This is a genomic window from Bacillus sp. z14 (2026) (assembly GCF_058313575.1).
Window position 1 is genome coordinate 1 of sequence record NZ_JBZFQK010000008.1, and the last position, 17,770, is coordinate 17,770.

Consider the following 17,770-nt stretch of genomic DNA (forward strand, 5'->3'; position numbering starts at 1 on the left):
AATTGGTAGAGCAACTGACTTGTAATCAGTAGGTTGGGGGTTCAAGTCCTCTTGCCGGCACTCTTAATATCGGAGGGGTAGCGAAGTGGCTAAACGCGGCGGACTGTAAATCCGCTCCTTCGGGTTCGGCAGTTCGAATCTGCCCCCCTCCACCATTCATTATAGGGGCATAGTTTAAAGGTAGAACAGAGGTCTCCAAAACCTCCAGTGTGGGTTCAATTCCTACTGCCCCTGCCAATAAATATGGCGATTGTGGCGAAGTGGTTAACGCATCGGATTGTGGTTCCGACATTCGTGGGTTCGATTCCCATCAGTCGCCCCATTTTTAGATTAAACTCGAATAATAGCTTATACTAACTAATAAATTTAATTGTTGGGCTATAGCCAAGTGGTAAGGCAACGGACTTTGACTCCGTCATTCGTAGGTTCGAATCCTGCTAGCCCAGCCAACTTAATGCGGAAGTAGTTCAGTGGTAGAACATCACCTTGCCAAGGTGAGGGTCGCGGGTTCGAGCCCCGTCTTCCGCTCCAACAAATTTGGCGGCATAGCCAAGTGGTAAGGCAGAGGTCTGCAAAACCTTTATCACCGGTTCAAATCCGGTTGCCGCCTCCAAAATCTTGCCGGTGTGGCGGAATTGGCAGACGCGCACGACTCAAAATCGTGTTCCGTAAGGAGTGTCGGTTCGACCCCGACCACCGGTATCATCAGATTAATTCTTGCCAAGATTAATCATTAAAAAGACTCCCAAATGTTGAATTAAAACATTTGGGAGTCTTTTTTTGTATAAGAGTAGCAAATCGAAATAGATACCGGAATCTTTATACATTCCCTTCAAATCCCTCCATCTATTACCATTGGACTATCTGAGATAATCTGTTAATATAGATTTAATTTAAATTGAAGACCTTTAAGAGCAGTCCAGAGAGGCTGACAAGGTGGGCGATACTTTGTTTGGAGAACGTATTTATACACATAATATATTATTGTGTGAATAATACGGTTATTTCTGACACCTTCCACTTGTCACTTTATGGCAAGTGGTTTTTTTTTGCTCACCAAGACTAATAACTTGGGAGGAAACAAAATGCAATTAAAAGACAAAGATTTTTCATTTCAATCAGTACCTGAAGCAAAACGTAACAGCTTTCTGAAAATGCTTGTTGTTATGCTTGGCTTCACATTCTATTCAGCAAGTATGTGGGCTGGTGGATCATTAGGTGAAGGATTAACATTTATGCAGTTGATTGGTGTCATCTTATTAGGAAACCTTATATTAGGAGCATTTACCGGTGCATTAAGTTATATTGCAGCAAAAACAGGATTATCGACTCACTTACTGGCACAATATAGTTTTGGTGAAAAAGGAGCATATATCTCTTCATTCATGTTATCTGCAACCCAAGTCGGATGGTTTGGTGTAGGGCTAGGAATGTTTGCCTATCCGGTTTCTAAATTAACTGGCCTCCCACTGGTACCGATTGTCATCATTACAGGGATTTTAATGACAGCAACTGCTTATTTCGGTATGAAAGCTTTAACAATCTTAAGTTTTATCGCTGTACCGGCTATTGCGATTTTTGGATCAACGAGTGCAGGAATGGCCATTTCAGATATGGGAGGAATGGAAGCGCTCATTGCTTATAAACCTGAAACTTCATTAACATTAGCAGCAGCTTTAACGATTACAATCGGTTCATTCATTAGTGGTGGTACATTAACACCCGACTTTGCACGCTATGCAAAATCAGGAAAACATGCTGTAACAACAACTGTCATTGCCTTTTTCTTAGGAAATACATTAATGTTCCTATTTGGTGCGATTGGTGTAATAGCAACCGGTCACAATGATATTTCAGATGTAATGATTTCACAAGGCTTACTATTGCCGGCTGTTTTAGTGCTCGGATTAAACATTTGGACAACAAACGATAACTCCCTGTACGCATCTGGACTTGGTTTTGCAACCATGTTCAAGAAGCCAAAGGTATTTATGGTTATGATGAACGGTACGATTGGTACGGTATTTGCCATCGTACTTTATAACAATTTCACAAGCTGGCTGACATTCCTAGGATCCACTCTGCCGGCTATTGGATCAATTATTATTGTGGATTTCTTCTTTATCCAAAAAAGACAATATATTCAGTATGAGCAGGCAAACATTGCAAAAGTACATGTTCCAGCCATCATTGCATGGGCTGTTGGTGTCATCTCGGGGTTAACATTGCCGGGAATCGCTTCACTAAACACATTATTGATTACAGGAATTGTTTATGTAGTTGCTGTTAAGCTAATGAAAACAACAGTTGTTACGGTAAGGGAAGAGGAGGTAGGATGCTATTATGAAAAAGTGGGCTAATGCTGCAATCTTCGGAAGAGAAGGCCTTTGGGATTTACTAATAGAAAATGGTTCATTTTTAAAGATTGTTGAGGCAGGTACAGGTGAATTTGACAGCTGTGAAACAATTGATCTAAGTGGAAAGCTGGTTTGTGCGCCATTTATTGAACCTCATATTCATCTAGATACTACTTTAACGGCAGGCCAACCACGTTGGAATGAAAGTGGGACTTTATTTGAAGGTATTCAATGTTGGTCTGAACGCAAAGATTCCTTAATAAAAGAGGATGTAAAAGAGCGTGCAAAGAAAGCCCTTAGCTGGCAAATTGCTAACGGAATAGGTGCTGTGCGTACACATGTCGATACAACGGATCCTTCTTTAGTAGCATTAGAAGCTATGCTTGAAGTGAAAGCAGAAATGAAAGACTTTGTTGATTTACAAATTGTCGCTTTCCCGCAGGAAGGTCTAATATCTTATCCAAATGGGTTGGAGCTAGTAGAGGAAGCCTTAAAAATGGGTGCTGATATTGTTGGGGGAATCCCTCACTTTGAATTTACGCGTGAAGACGGAGTTCAATCGGTTCGCGAGATTTTTAAATTGGCCATGAAATATGACAAGCCGATTGATATTCATTGTGATGAAATTGATGATGAGCAGTCTCGCCATGTGGAAGTTGTAGCACGTGAAACGATTATGAATGAGTACCAAGGTCGTGTTACAGCAAGTCATACGACGGCAATGGGATCTTACAATGATGCCTACGCATATAAATTAATGCGTGTACTTAGACTTGCCGAATTGAATTTCGTAGCAAATCCATTAGTGAATATTCATCTGCAGGGGCGTTTTGACACGTATCCAAAACGTCGTGGCTTAACACGCGTAAAAGAGCTTGATCAAAACGGATTAAATGTTTGCTTCGGTCATGATGATATTATGGATCCTTGGTATCCAATCGGAAACGGGAATATGCTTCAAGTATTGCATATGGGCTTACATGCTTCACAGTTAATGGGCTATAGTGATATTGCAAACAGTTTACGTTTTGTGACTGGTAATAGTGCTAAAGCATTGAACCTTAAAAATTACGGTATTGCAGAAGGAAATCCAGCAAACTTCGTTGTGCTGAATGCGGAAGATGGTTACCATGCCCTTCGCCTGCAAGCAGAGATTCTATACTCTGTTCGAAACGGTAAAGTGATTGCTGAAACGAAGCCTCGCGAGACGAACATTTTTCTGCAAGGTCAAAAGAACATTACCTTTATGTAAGTAAAAGTGAAGACTATCATCAGTTAATGAACTGCCCCTGAAACGGTAGACACGGATTTACCTCTTCAGGGGATTTTTTGAGTGAATGTATATGATGAACAACGTATTGAAGCGGTTAAAAGATACATAAATGGCTCTGAAACATAAGAGAAAGTTCGAAAATGAAATTAAACACGGGAGTTATCAAAAAACGAAATTTATATATGAAACGTAGTGCCATCTTCCGGATTGTGGAAAATTCTCGAAGCAGGTAGGTTAATCTTAATGAAATATAAAAAAGCCAAGGGCAAATTCTTAGCTTTTTTTCCGATTATTGAGTGGGATGGATGGCTGAGAATTCTTTTTTGATTTGTATGATTGCTTTAGTTTTTTCTCCTTTTGTTACCTCGGATGATAAAGAACCAGGGCCTCCACTACGTTCATAATAGACTTTCCCATCAACCTCTCTCTTTTTCTGATTATCCTCAAAATATATTTCAAATTTAACCTCATCATTTTCTGGTAATGTATTTTCATAATAGTAAATATATAATTCTTTTGCTTAGTTCGCTTTCAATTTCTATAAAAGCAACTACAGTGGGATATCCACCACTTCCTGTAGGTCCATAGGGGAAAAAGACTCCATAATCAAAATTCTTATCGATGATCTTAGTAATTTTCTTTCTAATTGAGATTGATTCATAGAAGTTATGTTTTTCATATCTTCCTTAATGAACGATTTTATAATTATATTTTATCAAAATGAAGGATTCTCTCGCATTAGAAAATGGAAAATAATAGTTTTAATGATGTTCGTAACTGAATTCAGATTAATTGACGATGAGTAAGGTATATGAATGTTGGACATTTACTCACTATTCGCATGATTAGTAGTAATCGAATGGAACGTTATTCACCGAGTTGTTTGTATAATATTCAAAATATTAAAAAAGTAAGTTGACTTGTACAAACGAGTGGAATATGATGGTAAAAAATGAATACGCTTACAATAATAGAGCTTGTTTTAAAAGAGTAAAAGACTAAAGGAGGTTATAAATAGCTTGTAATTTAAAGGATTGACTAGGTTCAAATGAGTATAAACCATAAAAATTGAGGTGTATAGAATGAGCGTGTTAAGTGCTGGTAAACGTAAGATAATGACTCTTGTTTTGGCATTAATACTGGTTTTGTCCTTTTCATTGGCTGGCTGTAGTTCAGGTGACTCCCCTTCTGATGCTAAAACAAAAGATGGAAAAGCTCAATATACCATGTGGACATTTGTACAAGTACATGCTGATTATTGGAAAGATGCAGCTGAAACCTGGAATAAAAATCATCCTGATGAACAAATTAATTTGAAAATAAATGTTCTTCCTTTTGATCAGATGAATCAAAAGTTACAGGTAGCATTAAATTCTGGTAATGGTGCTCCAGATATCGCGGACGTAGAAATTGGACAATTCGCTAAATATACAAAAACAAACAAGCCTCCATTTGAAGATATTACAAATGAAGTAGAACCATATAATGAAAACTTAGTAAAAGGACGCACAGATAATTATACGGTAGATGGCAAAGTCTATGGTCTGGATTATCATGTAGGGACAACTCTTGTTTATTACAATATGGATATCATGAAAAAAGCGGGGGTAGATCCATCCACTATTAAAACTTGGGATGACTATGTGGAAGCAGGGAAAGTGGTTAAAGAAAAGACGGGTATATATATGACTTCTGTAGAAACAAGTTCCCAATTTGTATATACGGCAATGGTTGCTCAACAGAAAGCAGATATGGTAAGAGATGATAAGTCTATTTTATCCGAGGAAGCCAGTGTAACTGCTGTACAAACTCTTCAAGATATGGTCTACAAACATAAAATTGCTAAAACGGCAGAAGGCGGCCATCAAGATGTTGAAGAATATTATGCAGCCTTTAATAAAGGTAAGTATGCTTCAGTGGTCATGCCAGCGTGGTATATGAGTCGTATGGTAAGCTTTATGCCTAAATTAAGCGGAAAAATAAAAATCCAGGGTTTACCAATATTTAAAGAGGGAGATCTCCGTTCGGCGGGACTTGGAGGAACAGCTACAGTTGTCACAAATCAAGCGCATGATAAAGATTTACTTAAGAAATTTGTAGTTGAATCCAAGGCCAGTGAAGAAGGATCTATTAAGACTTGGACAATACTTGGTTTTGATCCAATTCGATCAGATGTATGGCTGAGTCCTGAAATGGAAAAACCGAACAAATACACAGATTATTTCGGAACTGATATTTTTAAACAAATGGCAGTATTGAAGGATGAGGTAGGAACATTAAGTTTTACCCATAATAGTTATCCGATTATTATTGATGAGTTACTCACGAATGGTATGCCAAAAATGATGACTAAACAGGCGGACGTACAAAAAACTTTGGATGCTGTTGATAAATCTGCCAATAAACGAATTAAAGCAGGTAAATAATGTTTGCAATCTAACAAATTAAGGAGGGAACATTCTCTTCTTAATTTGTTGGATAACATTTTGGTATGAAGAGGGATAAGGGGGGAATGAAGATGACGAACGATATTACGGCACAAATAAGTCCAAAGAGCAAAAGTCCATTAAAAAGAGAAAAAAAGAAAATAAATATGCAGAAGATAGCTCCATATCTATTTGTCTCCCCGTTTATTATTGTATTTTTAGTGTTTTCTTTATACCCTTTTATAAATTCGATTATTATGAGTTTCCAAAGAATTTCAGGTTTCGATGAAACGACATTTATAGGTTTAGAGAATTATAAGCGGTTGTTTGCAGATCCTGTATTCTATAAAGCTTTATGGAACGTTACCAGGTATACATTTTGGACTATTTTAATTTTAATCCCATTACCACTCTTGCTGGCTTTAGTGATGAATAATAAAAATACTAAATATAAATATTTTTTTAGATCAATTTTCTTTATACCAGTATTAACATCTACGGTAATTGTAGGGCTGGTATTTAAATTTGCTTTCAGCAAAGAACCTACTGGAGTATTCAACAGTTGGCTTAGTTACCTTAACATAGGTCCGATTGATTGGCTTAATAATTCAGGGACAGCTATGTTTGCACTTGTAATAGTATGTGTGTGGAGATGGCTTGGTGTAAATATGATTTATTTTTTATCTGGGTTACAAAATATCCCACGGGAGTTGTATGAATGCGCTGAAATTGATGGCGCAAGTAAATGGGATAAATTTAAAAGTATAACATTGCCAATGATTAAACCAATTACTACTTATGTTTTAACTATATCTATACTCGCAGGCTTTTCATTATTTAATGAAACTTATGTGTATTGGGGAGCACAGTCTCCAGATAATATTGGAACAACTTTCTTAACATATATTTACAAAACAGCCTTTAGCGATGGGGATTTCGGGTATGCATGTACGCTTGGAGTAATAATGTTTGTGATTGTGGTTGCAATAAATTTGATTCAAGTTTCAGTAAGAGGCTTATTTAAGGAGGATTAATGATGAAGGCCAAAAAAAGAGTATCAACCTTGATCACAACCCTAATACTTAGTGTTATCGGATTTATTATACTGATTCCTTTTTGGTTTATGTTAGTCTCCTCCTTTAAAGAATCCTCAGATATTTTTGCACAGGGTTTAAATATACATATAGATTTATCCAGTATCAACTTTAGTAACTATGGAAAATTGTTTACTAATAATAATGGTATATTTCTATCCTGGTTTAAAAATAGTGCACTAATAACAATTATACAAACAGTTTTAGTACTGATTTTTTGTTCAATGGTAGGTTATGGTTTGGCGCAATATCGTTTTAGAGGCCGAAATTTTATTTTTATGCTTGTCTTGATTATGTTGATGGTTCCGGGTGATATTTTATTAATTCCGTTATATAAGCTAGTTACAAATTTAGGCTTAATGGATACTTACGCAGGGGTGATATTACCAGGAATAGTTCCGCCTGCTACAGTGTTTTTCTTTAGGCAATATGCAATTGGGATTCCAAATGATTATGCTGAGGCCGCTAGAATAGATGGGGCGGGAGAATTTCGTATTTTCTCGCAAATATATGTACCGATGATGAAACCGGCTTTTGGAGCAATGACTATTATGACTTCCATGGGAGCTTGGAATAATTTTCTTTGGCCATTGATTGTTATGAGGTCAGATGAGAATTTGGTTATACCTGCAGGGTTATTAACTGCAATGACACCATATGGTAATAACTATGATATCGTCTTTTCGGGCTCGATCATGTCTATTATTCCTATACTTATATTATTCTTATTCAATCAAAAATCTTTTATATCAGGAATGACTGTTGGTGGGGTAAAAGGTTGATAGTGTCAGTAAATGAGGTGTTTTTTGATGGCAAATAAAAGCTTTTTAATCAAAACTACAAATATTGTCTGGAGTTTATTTGTGGTAGGTATTTGTGCTTTGTTAACGAGTGGTATTCTGATTTTTTTATTGCTATTTGTAAAATTCCACTTAATTACACTTCCCTTATATTTAATTGCTTTTTTGTTAATTGGCCCAACAATGGGGGCGATATTCCAAACTATTTTTAAAATGCTTTTTGAAACTGAAATTAGGGTCGTGAGAAAATATTTCTATTACTATAAGAAAGATTTCAAAGATTCCTTAAAACTATGGATTCCATACAGTGTATTAATACTGATTTTGTGTGCAGATATTGATTTTCTGGCCTCCAACGAAAAAGGCGCATATTTGTTACCTATGTTATTTTTAATCCTTCTTTTATCAATGATTAGTTATGTCTATTCACTCATTCTATATAGCCGCTTCATTATCAGGATGAGAGACATTATAAAATACTCCCTTTATTTAGTCATCAATCGCCCGGTACAATCTTTATCTATTGTTATATTAATCTTTATCCTGTATCAATCGTTTAAATATTTTGGCAACTTTGCGATATTTTGGGGAGTCCCGATGTTTGCAGCGTGTACTGTCTTGTTAGTGAGAAATGTGTTACTACAGATTGAAATGAAATATGTTCAATAAATAGATTGAAGAATACTATCATGCATATTACAGAAATCTGTTGAAGAAATATGGCTCTTAGTGAGGGATTCGGCAATTTATGAATGTGAGTTAAAAGTGAAATGATCCGATCTATCGTTTAAAACCAGAAAGCATTTAGAAATTGGAGGAGGATTGAGCGAATACGAAAATTATCACAACTGACATTTCATGTCGATCGTTACGGTAGAGATTGAAAGAGGTGAAAGAATGAATAGGAGAAATATTTGAAAAGCTGTTCAGGAAGTATCAAAGTCAGTGAAGATCATATTCAATCTTTAATTAAGGAAGCAGATTTAAATAAGTTCAATATTGTATCCGATGAATTATATAAAGCAAGGGTAGAAATATGCAAACAATGTTCTTCTTTTCAATATGGGACAACCTGTTCTTACAGCCGGTCAATCATTCATTATCAAGCGAAATTTAAAAGTCAGACTTGTCCGTACCCAAGGGAATCAAAATGGGCAATGATAACGATCTGATTTGAACATATTGTACTTATATAAGTTAGGCTAGTACAAACAAAATGGAGGGATTGTAAATGGCAGCCAATAAAGCAAAAATGATTCTAGAGAAAGATTTTAAAATCGCTGAAATTGATAATCGTATATATGGTTCATTTATTGAACATTTAGGCAGAGCTGTATATGGAGGTATTTATGAGCCTACTCATCCTCAGGCAGATGAAAATGGCTTTAGAAAGGATGTTCTAGAATTAGTAAAAGAACTAAAAGTGCCGTTAGTCCGATATCCTGGAGGGAATTTTGTCTCCGGCTATAATTGGGAGGATGGTGTGGGTCCTAAAGAAAAACGCCCAAACCGCTTAGATCTTGCATGGAGTACTACAGAAACAAATGAAATGGGTACCAATGAATTTATGAAATGGGCTAAATTGGTGAATGCAGATGTAAATATGGCTGTTAATTTAGGTACGAGGGGAATTGATGCAGCTAGAAATTTAGTGGAATATTGCAATCATCCTGGAGGCTCTTATTATAGTGATTTGCGCATCTCGCATGGTGTAAAAGAACCCTATAATATAAAGACATGGTGTCTTGGCAATGAAATGGATGGTCCTTGGCAAATTGGACATAAGACCGCTGCTGAATATGGAAGAATAGCTCAGGAAGCAGCAAAGGTGATGAAGTGGGTAGATCCAAGCATCGAATTGGTAGCATGTGGAAGTTCGCATAGAGCGATGCCTACATTTGCTGATTGGGAAGCAACGGTATTAGATTATACATATGACCATGTTGATTTCATCTCTCTTCATCAGTATTATGGGAATCGAGACAATGACCTATCCAATTATTTAGCTTTATCTTTAGAAATGGATGATTTCATAAAATCAGTTGTCGCCATTGCTGATTATATTAAGGCGAAAAAACGTGGTAAGAAAACTATAAATCTATCTTTTGACGAATGGAACGTTTGGTATCACAGTAATGAGCAGGATAAACAGATTGAACCTTGGAGTATTGCGCCTCCTCAATTAGAGGATATATATACTTTTGAAGATGCGCTCTTAGTTGGATGCATGTTGATTACGTTGCTGAAGCATGCGGATCGAGTTAAAATTGCCTGTCTTGCGCAGTTAGTGAATGTCATTGCGCCGATTATGACAGAAAATAACGGACCTGCTTGGAAGCAAACTATATTCTATCCTTATATGCATACTTCCGTTTATGGACGGGGTATTTCGTTAAATCCGATTATTACTAGTGATAAATACGATAGTAAAGATTTTACGGACGTTCCATATTTAGAGTCTACAGCGGTTTATAATGATGAGGAAGATACATTAACTATTTTTGCGGTTAATCGTCATCTTGAAGAAGTTTTGGAGCTAGAGGTAGATATACGTAATTTTAATGAATATGAAGTAATCGAGCATATTGTTCTAGAAAATGAAAATATTAAACAAACCAATTCAGCACATAAAGAGACAGTAAAACCACATTCCAATGGGAATGCAAAATGTGAGAATGGTAAGGTAATAACCATTCTGCCGAACTTGTCATGGAACGTAATTCGTTTAGCAAAACAGAGATAATTATAAAGTATGGCATATTTTTTTAATATAATAGAAAATATGCCTGCTTATCTAGTATTATTTGAAGCAAGTAAGTACTTTATAGCTGTTCACCAATTGAGTGAGAGTTGTGGATTTAAAACAAGATCGATAGAAGAAAGAAGTATTTCTACATTTTCTCAATTAGACAGCTAATTTTGTTGTATACTTTGTTTATCTATTAGACAAACAAAGTATAAAGTGCTACAATGCTAATTAATACAGGTTGCAGATTAAGAATTTAGAGACTCATATTTTGTAAGCATTTACATAAACGATCTGAAACCTAAAAAATTTGGGAGGCATGCCACAATGGCTTATTTCGAAACTGTTAATAAAATCCAATATGAAGGCGCTTCATCTAAAAATCCTTTAGCATTTAAGTATTATAATCCAGAAGAAATGATAAATGGAAAAACAATGGAAGATATTCTCCGATTCTCAGTTACCTATTGGCACACGTTCACAGCAGATGGAACAGATCCATTTGGTGTTGGTACAGCGATTCGCCCATGGAATAATCTCAAAGGTTTAGATTTAGCAAAAGCCCGTGTGGAAGCGGCATTTGAACTCTTTGAAAAATTAAATGTTCCTTATTTTGCTTTCCATGATGTAGATATCGCTCCAGAAGGAAGCACATTAAAAGAAACAAATGAAAATCAGGATATTATCGTAGCAATGATTCAGGAATACATGAAAACAAGTAAAACAAAGTTGCTTTGGAATACAGCAAATATGTTCACTAATCCTCGTTATGTTCATGGTGCTGCCACTTCTCCGAATGCTGATGTATTTGCCTATTCAGCTGCGAAAGTAAAAAAAGGCTTAGAAGTAGCGAAGGAACTTGGCGCTGAAAACTATGTGTTTTGGGGCGGTCGTGAAGGCTACGAAACACTCCTAAATACGGACATGAAGCTTGAACAAGATAACTTGGCTCGCTTCTTCCATATGGCAGTTGACTATGCGAAAGAAATCGGTTTGAATGTTCCTTTCTTGATTGAGCCAAAACCTAAAGAACCTACAAAACACCAATATGATTTTGATGTGGCGACTAGTATGGCTTTCTTGCAAAAATATGATCTGACAGATTATTTCAAGTTCAATATTGAAGCTAACCATGCAACTCTTGCTGGCCATACATTTGAGCATGAGTTAAGAACAGCTCGTATCAATGGAATGCTTGGATCAGTGGATGCAAACCAGGGGGATACACTCCTTGGATGGGATACAGATGAATTTCCGACTGATCTTTATTCTAATACATTAGCAATGTATGAAATATTGAAAAATGGAGGTTTAGGCAAAGGTGGTTTAAACTTCGATGCAAAAGTACGACGGGGTTCATTTGAGCCAGAGGATCTTTTTCATGCCCACATCGCTGGTATGGATGCATTTGCTATTGGATTAAAGGTAGCAAACAAGCTTATTGAAGATAAAGCTTTAGATAGCTTTGTTGAGGAACGCTATAGCAGCTATCAAGAAGGCGTTGGCTTAGATATCGTTGAGGGCAGAACCAACTTCCGTGAATTAGAAAAGTATGCTCTTCAATTAACTGAGATTAAGAACACATCTGGAAGAACAGAGCGCCTGAAAGCCATCATCAACCAATATTTATTAGAAACACTATCAAGCGTACACGTTTAATCTATTAATCTTACAAAGTGCTGGAAGCCTTTCCTCCAGCACTTTTTTTAGAAAAGGATGATAAGGATGAAATATGTTATTGGTGTAGACCTCGGAACAAGTGCAGTGAAAATCTTACTGGTGAATCAGCGTGGAGACGTATGTATGGAAGTAGCAAAGTCATATCCGCTTATTATTGAAAAATCTAGTTACAGTGAACAAAACCCGGAAGAATGGGTTGAAAAAACAACAGCAGGAATAGCGGAATTAATTCACCAGTTCGATGGAGATGTAAATGATATCGAGGGGATCAGTTTCTCGGGTCAGATGCATGGTTTAGTTTTATTAGATGAAGATAATCAAGTCTTAAGAAATGCAATTTTATGGAATGACACGAGAACTACAAGGCAATGTCAGGAAATATACGATGTTATGGGGAGTAAACGTTTATTAGAAGTAACGAAAAACCCTGCATTAGAAGGCTTTACCCTGCCTAAAATTCTCTGGGTAAAAGAAAATGAACCAGACATTTTCAAACGTGCCAGATTATTTGTGCTCCCAAAGGATTATTTACGCTACCGTCTAACTGGAAATATCCATATGGACTACTCCGATGCTGCAGGAACGCTATTACTGAATGTGGCGGAACGGGAATGGAGCCAGGAAGTATTGGCGGCATTTGGTCTATCCTCTGATTTTTGCCCACCATTAGTGGAATCACATGATTTCGTAGGTACAGTAACAGCTGAATTTGCCCAAAAAACAGGATTGACTGAAGCGGTAAAAGTGTTTGCAGGCGGAGCTGATAATGCATGCGGTGCGATTGGTTCCGGAATTTTAACACCAGGAAAAACGTTAGCAAGCATTGGTACCTCTGGTGTCGTACTATCTTATGAAGAAAGAAATGACCAAGATTTTAATGGGAAAGTTCACTATTTTAATCATGGTGAAGAAAATGCTTACTATACAATGGGTGTGACGCTTGCGGCTGGCTATAGCTTAAGCTGGTTTAAGGAAACGTTCGCGAAGCAAGAAGATTTTGATCAATTTTTGGCTGGAGTGGAAGAAGTACCTGCAGGCAGCAATGGTCTATTATTTACGCCATATATTGTCGGTGAAAGAACACCACACGCAGATGCCACTATTCGCGGTAGCTTTATTGGCGTTGATGCATCTCATGATCGGAAATATTTTGCCCGTGCGGTTCTGGAAGGGATAACGTTCTCTCTAAACGAATCAATTGAAATTTTCAGGGAAAATGGTAAGACGATTAATTCAATAATCTCTATTGGCGGCGGTGCCAAAAATGACACATGGCTGCAGATGCAAGCGGATATTTTCAATACGAAAATTGAAAGACTGACAAGCGAGCAAGGTCCAGGAATGGGAGCGGCGATGCTTGCAGCGTATGGATGCGGTTGGTTTGCTTCATTAAACGAATGTGCCAATCATTTTATTCAAGTTGCAAAATCCTATGATCCGATTCAAGAAAATGTCGAGACGTATAAGCGATTATTTAAGGTATATCAACAGGTATATACTCAAACGAAGGGGCTTAATGAGCAACTTGAAGAATATAGAAAATAATTAATGGTAATGGTGTTATTTGGGTTTTGAAGTGCCAAAGGTGATGTTGTAATCCTTTTCTAACTGCTAGTAAAAAGTAAATAATATTCGTAAAATAAGTCGGACTATTAAATCTGACTTATTTTTTTGATTAATAGGTCAGATTTTTTTGTAATGAGAGAGAAAGTTCTAACCGTTATTAAATTTTTATAGGTCCCTCAATATTCTGTTAATGAGAGAAATAAATGAGTTCGATTATATTCCACGTGTACTTGTGGAATACTTTTTATATGGTTTTAGCAGTTTATTAGGAGGATCTTGATGGATGAACTAAAAAAGGAAAGTCATCAATTGGAGAAAATAAGTCCGTTTGAGTTAAAAGATAAGCTCATTGATCTTGCAAAAGGAAAAATGAGAATCACTAGAACTATGCTGGATGCAGGACGGGGGAATCCTAATTGGATTGCAGCGACACCTCGAGAAGCGTTTTTTGCTTTAGGGCAATTCGCTGTTACAGAATCGAGGCAAGTATGGGATGATGGCAATTTAGCGGGGATGCCAAGTCGGATAGGAATTGCAGAACGTTTTAATAAATATGTTGAGGCCAATCAGCAAATTCCAGGAATTCATTTGCTGAAAGAAATTATTCAATACGGTATCAAAAATAAACAGTTTGAGCCAGATACATGGGTCTATGAATTAGTAGATGGAATTATTGGTGATAATTACCCGATTCCGGATCGAATGCTTGTTAGAACTGAACAGGTTGTACATGATTTTTTAATTAAAGAGCTATGTAATGGTGATTCGTCGGCTGGTCCGTTTGATTTATTTGCTGTTGAAGGAGCAACGGCAGCGATGTGTTATATATTTGATACGTTATTTAAAAATTATTTGCTGCCCAAAGGATCTAAGATTGCGGTGATGGTTCCAATTTTTCCGCCTTATATAGAGATTCCAGAGCTTCCTAACAATGATTACGAACTTGTGAAAATTGAAGCAACCGAATTAAACAATGAAGGACAGCATACATGGCAATACCCTGATGAAGAAATAGAAAAATTAAAAGATACGGACATTAAAGCACTTTTTTTAGTAAATCCGAGCAATCCGCCTTCAGTTTCTTTGGAAAAGAAATCCACAGAAAAAATCATACAAATCGTGAAACAAGATAATCCAAATCTTATGATAATTTCAGATGATGTATATGGTACTTTTGTTGAAGGGTTCCGTTCCTTAATGGTGGATTTACCATTCAATACAATTGGGGTCTATTCATTTTCTAAATATTTTGGTGTGACAGGCTGGCGATTAGGGACGATTTCCATAAATCGATCCAATGTCTTTGATAAATTAGTCGATGATTTACCAGAAGAAACGAAGGAGGTTCTACATAAAAGATACGCTTCGCTTACACGGAATCCAGAAAGTCTTACGTTTATCGATCGAATAGTTGCAGATAGCAGAGCCGTTGCGATGAATCACACAGCTGGATTATCGACACCGCAACAAGTACAAATGGCTTTATTTTCGATTTTTGCAATGCTCGATACCAATAATGAATACAAGAAAAAAACTATGGACATTTTACACCGGAGGATGAATTTATTATACAAAGGTCTCGGTTTACCTAAGAAACATTTGCCTAATGATGCAGATTATTATACAGAAATCGATTTGGAAATCTGGTGTAATCATCACTTTGATAAAGGGTTCACCGATTACCTGAAAAAGAATTATAACCCGGTTGATATTTTATATCGCCTAGCAGAAAACTCATCGATTGTATTATTAAGCGGCGAAGGATTTTCAGCACCAGTATGGTCCATTCGTGTATCTCTTGCTAATCTAAATGATGAAGACTACTTACAAATTGGCCAAGAACTAAAAAATGTACTAGAAAATTATGTGATGGAATGGAAAAAGAAAATGGGCCATATTTAAATTTAAGTGCCTAAATCTCAGGGATTTCAGGTTCCATTAGCTGGAATTTAATTATTCCTATATAATAACAGTCAAAGCCTTGCTACGATATTTATGTAGCAAGGCTTTTTAAGTTCTTTATTATACTGTTATCTCATAGCTTATCTCCTCTATTGATAATAACCATATTTTACTCCTTTACCAGATTAAAATGTTGAAGTATAGTTGTACGTGTTATTTACAATGTTAAAAGATGACTATATAATTAGAAATTATTGTAGAATAACTAAAATGTTAGAATAGGAGAGTAGTAATGGAACTATTAGGGATCTTGATTATAATAATAGGATTTGCACTAAAGTTAGATACCATTGCAGTAGTTGTTGTAGCAGGTATTTCGACTGGACTTGTGGCAAACATGAATATCGTAGATATACTTAATACACTTGGAGAAGCATTTGTATCAAATAGAGTAACTTGTTTATTTTTGATTACCATTCCTGTTATAGGGTTGAGTGAAAGATACGGATTAAAAGCCAAGGCAGTTATGCTTATTAAAAAAGCAAGCAGTTTATCAGTAGGAAAATTACTGAGTGGTTATACGTTTATAAGAGAAGTAACGATTGGTATGGGCGTAACACTTGGTGGACACCCACAATTTGTTAGACCTTTAGTAAGCCCAATGGCAGAAGGTGCAGCCGTTGCTAAATACGGAGATAAGGTCGACGAAAAAGATATTGAAAAAATAAAATCATACTCAGCAGCATCTGATAATATCGGTAATTTCTTTGCGCAAAATGTATTCATCGCAAATTCTGGTGTACTTTTAATTGCATCTACACTGGAAGGGCTAGGCATGCAGGTAGATACACTTGAAGTAGCGAAAGTTTCAGTACCAGTTGCCGTTATTGCATTCATATTCTGGACTGCTCAAAATTTATTATTCGATAGAAAAATGACGCAAAAATATTCTAGTAAAAATGGAGAAGGACGAGGTGAACAATAATGGATATAACACAAATCTCTAATCTTTTATTAGAACTCTTTTATATTATAATCGGTTTATTCATGGGAGTTACCATGGTATTTACTTTAAAGGATAAAAACCACAAAACAAGAATCGGTACAGCTATGTTTTGGGGAATACTAGCCGTAATTTTCATACTTGGAAACTATATTCCAAGTACGATAGTAGGTATTTTAGTAGTTGTTATCGCTGTATTATCGGCAACTAAGCAAATAAATATTGGAACGTTAAAACAATTAGATGAGACATTCGCTAACTTAAAAGCAGAAAAATTAGGCTTGAAAATTTTCATCCCATCACTGTCTATCGCAGTTATAGCCATGCTTGTGGCTCAATTTACAAGTTTCCCTGGAACGGTAGCGATTGGTATAGCATCCACCATAGCATTAGTATTAACGTTTATATTAACTAAAGCTACTTCTAAAGAGCTATTAGAGGATACCAATAGAATGTATCAATCAATTGGAGCATTTGCGATTCTGCCTCAATTATTAGCTTCATTAGGCGTATTATTTACGACAGCGGGTGTAGGCGATAAGATTGCATCTATTATTTCAAATGTGATCCCAACAGGTAATGCATTGGTAGGTGTAGCAACTTATTGTGTAGGTATGGCTTTATTTACAGCTATCATGGGTAATGCATTTGCCGCATTTGCTGTAATAACGGCTGGAATCGGTGTACCGTTTGTATTTGCTATAGGCGGAGACCCTCTTATCTGTGGAACTCTGGCATTAACAGCTGGATACTGTGGAACATTAATTACACCTATGGCTGCGAACTTCAATATGTTACCAGCTGCATTGCTTGAACTTAAAGATAAGAATTCAGTCATAAAGGCACAAGCTCCAATCGCTTTAACATTATTAGTTGTTCATATATTTATGATGTATATTTGGGGATTTTAAGATAAAAAACTT

General features: G+C 36.4%; 13 protein-coding genes and 7 tRNA genes. All 20 read left to right on the forward strand.

The window, feature by feature from the left end; genetic code table 11:
* The first annotated feature begins 71 nt into the window (after window positions 1-71).
* Window positions 72-155, forward strand: a tRNA-Tyr gene (locus AC4G3O_RS17470).
* Window positions 156-163: 8 nt separating this feature from the next.
* Window positions 164-237, forward strand: a tRNA-Trp gene (locus AC4G3O_RS17475).
* A gap of 9 nt (window positions 238-246) precedes the next feature.
* Window positions 247-322, forward strand: a tRNA-His gene (locus AC4G3O_RS17480).
* Between the two features lie 52 nt (window positions 323-374).
* Window positions 375-449, forward strand: a tRNA-Gln gene (locus tag AC4G3O_RS17485).
* 7 nt (window positions 450-456) lie between these two features.
* Window positions 457-531, forward strand: a tRNA-Gly gene (locus tag AC4G3O_RS17490).
* A gap of 8 nt (window positions 532-539) precedes the next feature.
* Window positions 540-613, forward strand: a tRNA-Cys gene (locus AC4G3O_RS17495).
* A 7-nt stretch (window positions 614-620) separates the two neighbouring features.
* Window positions 621-702, forward strand: a tRNA-Leu gene (locus AC4G3O_RS17500).
* Window positions 703-1,085: 383 nt separating this feature from the next.
* A complete protein-coding gene (gene codB / locus AC4G3O_RS17505; protein ID WP_140462301.1) occupies window positions 1,086-2,360 on the forward strand; it encodes a cytosine permease in 1,275 nt (424 codons plus the stop codon).
* Window positions 2,344-3,609 (forward strand): cytosine deaminase, encoded by a 1,266-nt coding sequence (gene codA, locus AC4G3O_RS17510; protein ID WP_491090764.1) that lies wholly within the window; start codon window positions 2,344-2,346, stop codon window positions 3,607-3,609. Before codB ends, codA begins: the two co-directional genes overlap by 17 nt.
* 1,103 nt (window positions 3,610-4,712) lie before the next feature.
* Entirely contained in the window at window positions 4,713-6,056 is a 1,344-nt protein-coding gene (locus tag AC4G3O_RS17515) for an ABC transporter substrate-binding protein (protein WP_066102853.1), read from the forward strand.
* Window positions 6,057-6,148: 92 nt separating this feature from the next.
* The gene (locus AC4G3O_RS17520; protein ID WP_225983650.1) at window positions 6,149-7,090 is read left to right on the forward strand and encodes a carbohydrate ABC transporter permease; all 942 of its coding nucleotides are present in this window, start codon (window positions 6,149-6,151) and stop codon (window positions 7,088-7,090) included.
* Window positions 7,090-7,932 carry a carbohydrate ABC transporter permease gene (locus AC4G3O_RS17525; protein ID WP_066102847.1) on the forward strand — a complete coding sequence of 281 codons (843 nt, stop codon included), beginning with the start codon at window positions 7,090-7,092 and terminating at the stop codon, window positions 7,930-7,932. The genes AC4G3O_RS17520 and AC4G3O_RS17525 overlap by 1 nt, the downstream gene beginning before the upstream one ends.
* Window positions 7,933-7,959: 27 nt before the next feature.
* Window positions 7,960-8,619, forward strand: a complete 660-nt coding sequence (locus AC4G3O_RS17530) for a DUF624 domain-containing protein (protein ID WP_066102844.1) — start codon at window positions 7,960-7,962, stop codon at window positions 8,617-8,619.
* A 245-nt stretch (window positions 8,620-8,864) separates the two neighbouring features.
* Window positions 8,865-9,122, forward strand: coding sequence for a hypothetical protein (locus AC4G3O_RS17535; protein WP_066102841.1), 258 nt, complete (start codon window positions 8,865-8,867; stop codon window positions 9,120-9,122).
* A gap of 59 nt (window positions 9,123-9,181) precedes the next feature.
* Window positions 9,182-10,693 (forward strand): arabinosylfuranosidase ArfA, encoded by a 1,512-nt coding sequence (gene arfA, locus AC4G3O_RS17540; protein ID WP_066102838.1) that lies wholly within the window; start codon window positions 9,182-9,184, stop codon window positions 10,691-10,693.
* Window positions 10,694-11,023: 330 nt separating this feature from the next.
* Entirely contained in the window at window positions 11,024-12,355 is a 1,332-nt protein-coding gene (gene xylA / locus AC4G3O_RS17545; protein WP_148631200.1) for a xylose isomerase, read from the forward strand.
* 66 nt (window positions 12,356-12,421) lie between these two features.
* Window positions 12,422-13,921 carry a xylulokinase gene (xylB, locus tag AC4G3O_RS17550; protein ID WP_148631198.1) on the forward strand — a complete coding sequence of 500 codons (1,500 nt, stop codon included), beginning with the start codon at window positions 12,422-12,424 and terminating at the stop codon, window positions 13,919-13,921.
* Between the two features lie 300 nt (window positions 13,922-14,221).
* Window positions 14,222-15,844 (forward strand): aspartate 4-decarboxylase, encoded by a 1,623-nt coding sequence (gene aspD, locus AC4G3O_RS17555; RefSeq protein ID WP_491090771.1) that lies wholly within the window; start codon window positions 14,222-14,224, stop codon window positions 15,842-15,844.
* Window positions 15,845-16,136: 292 nt separating this feature from the next.
* On the forward strand, window positions 16,137-16,829 hold the full coding sequence (locus tag AC4G3O_RS17560) for a DUF969 domain-containing protein (RefSeq protein WP_066102823.1): 693 nt from the start codon (window positions 16,137-16,139) through the stop codon (window positions 16,827-16,829).
* Window positions 16,829-17,758 (forward strand): DUF979 domain-containing protein, encoded by a 930-nt coding sequence (locus tag AC4G3O_RS17565; protein WP_066102819.1) that lies wholly within the window; start codon window positions 16,829-16,831, stop codon window positions 17,756-17,758. Before AC4G3O_RS17560 ends, AC4G3O_RS17565 begins: the two co-directional genes overlap by 1 nt.
* The last annotated feature ends 12 nt before the right edge of the window (window positions 17,759-17,770 follow it).

What these genes read in the sequence shown, in the direction of transcription:
- AC4G3O_RS17530 (WP_066102844.1), top strand. Translation starts at nt 7,960, where the DNA reads ATGGCAAATAAAAGCTTTTTAATCAAAACTACAAATATTGTCTGGAGT.
- codB (WP_140462301.1), top strand. Translation starts at nt 1,086, where the DNA reads ATGCAATTAAAAGACAAAGATTTTTCATTTCAATCAGTACCTGAAGCA.
- AC4G3O_RS17560 (WP_066102823.1), top strand. Translation starts at nt 16,137, where the DNA reads ATGGAACTATTAGGGATCTTGATTATAATAATAGGATTTGCACTAAAG.
- xylB (WP_148631198.1), top strand. Translation starts at nt 12,422, where the DNA reads ATGAAATATGTTATTGGTGTAGACCTCGGAACAAGTGCAGTGAAAATC.
- xylA (WP_148631200.1), top strand. Translation starts at nt 11,024, where the DNA reads ATGGCTTATTTCGAAACTGTTAATAAAATCCAATATGAAGGCGCTTCA.
- codA (WP_491090764.1), top strand. Translation starts at nt 2,344, where the DNA reads ATGAAAAAGTGGGCTAATGCTGCAATCTTCGGAAGAGAAGGCCTTTGG.
- AC4G3O_RS17520 (WP_225983650.1), top strand. Translation starts at nt 6,149, where the DNA reads ATGACGAACGATATTACGGCACAAATAAGTCCAAAGAGCAAAAGTCCA.
- AC4G3O_RS17565 (WP_066102819.1), top strand. Translation starts at nt 16,829, where the DNA reads ATGGATATAACACAAATCTCTAATCTTTTATTAGAACTCTTTTATATT.
- arfA (WP_066102838.1), top strand. Translation starts at nt 9,182, where the DNA reads ATGGCAGCCAATAAAGCAAAAATGATTCTAGAGAAAGATTTTAAAATC.
- AC4G3O_RS17525 (WP_066102847.1), top strand. Translation starts at nt 7,090, where the DNA reads ATGATGAAGGCCAAAAAAAGAGTATCAACCTTGATCACAACCCTAATA.
- AC4G3O_RS17515 (WP_066102853.1), top strand. Translation starts at nt 4,713, where the DNA reads ATGAGCGTGTTAAGTGCTGGTAAACGTAAGATAATGACTCTTGTTTTG.
- aspD (WP_491090771.1), top strand. Translation starts at nt 14,222, where the DNA reads ATGGATGAACTAAAAAAGGAAAGTCATCAATTGGAGAAAATAAGTCCG.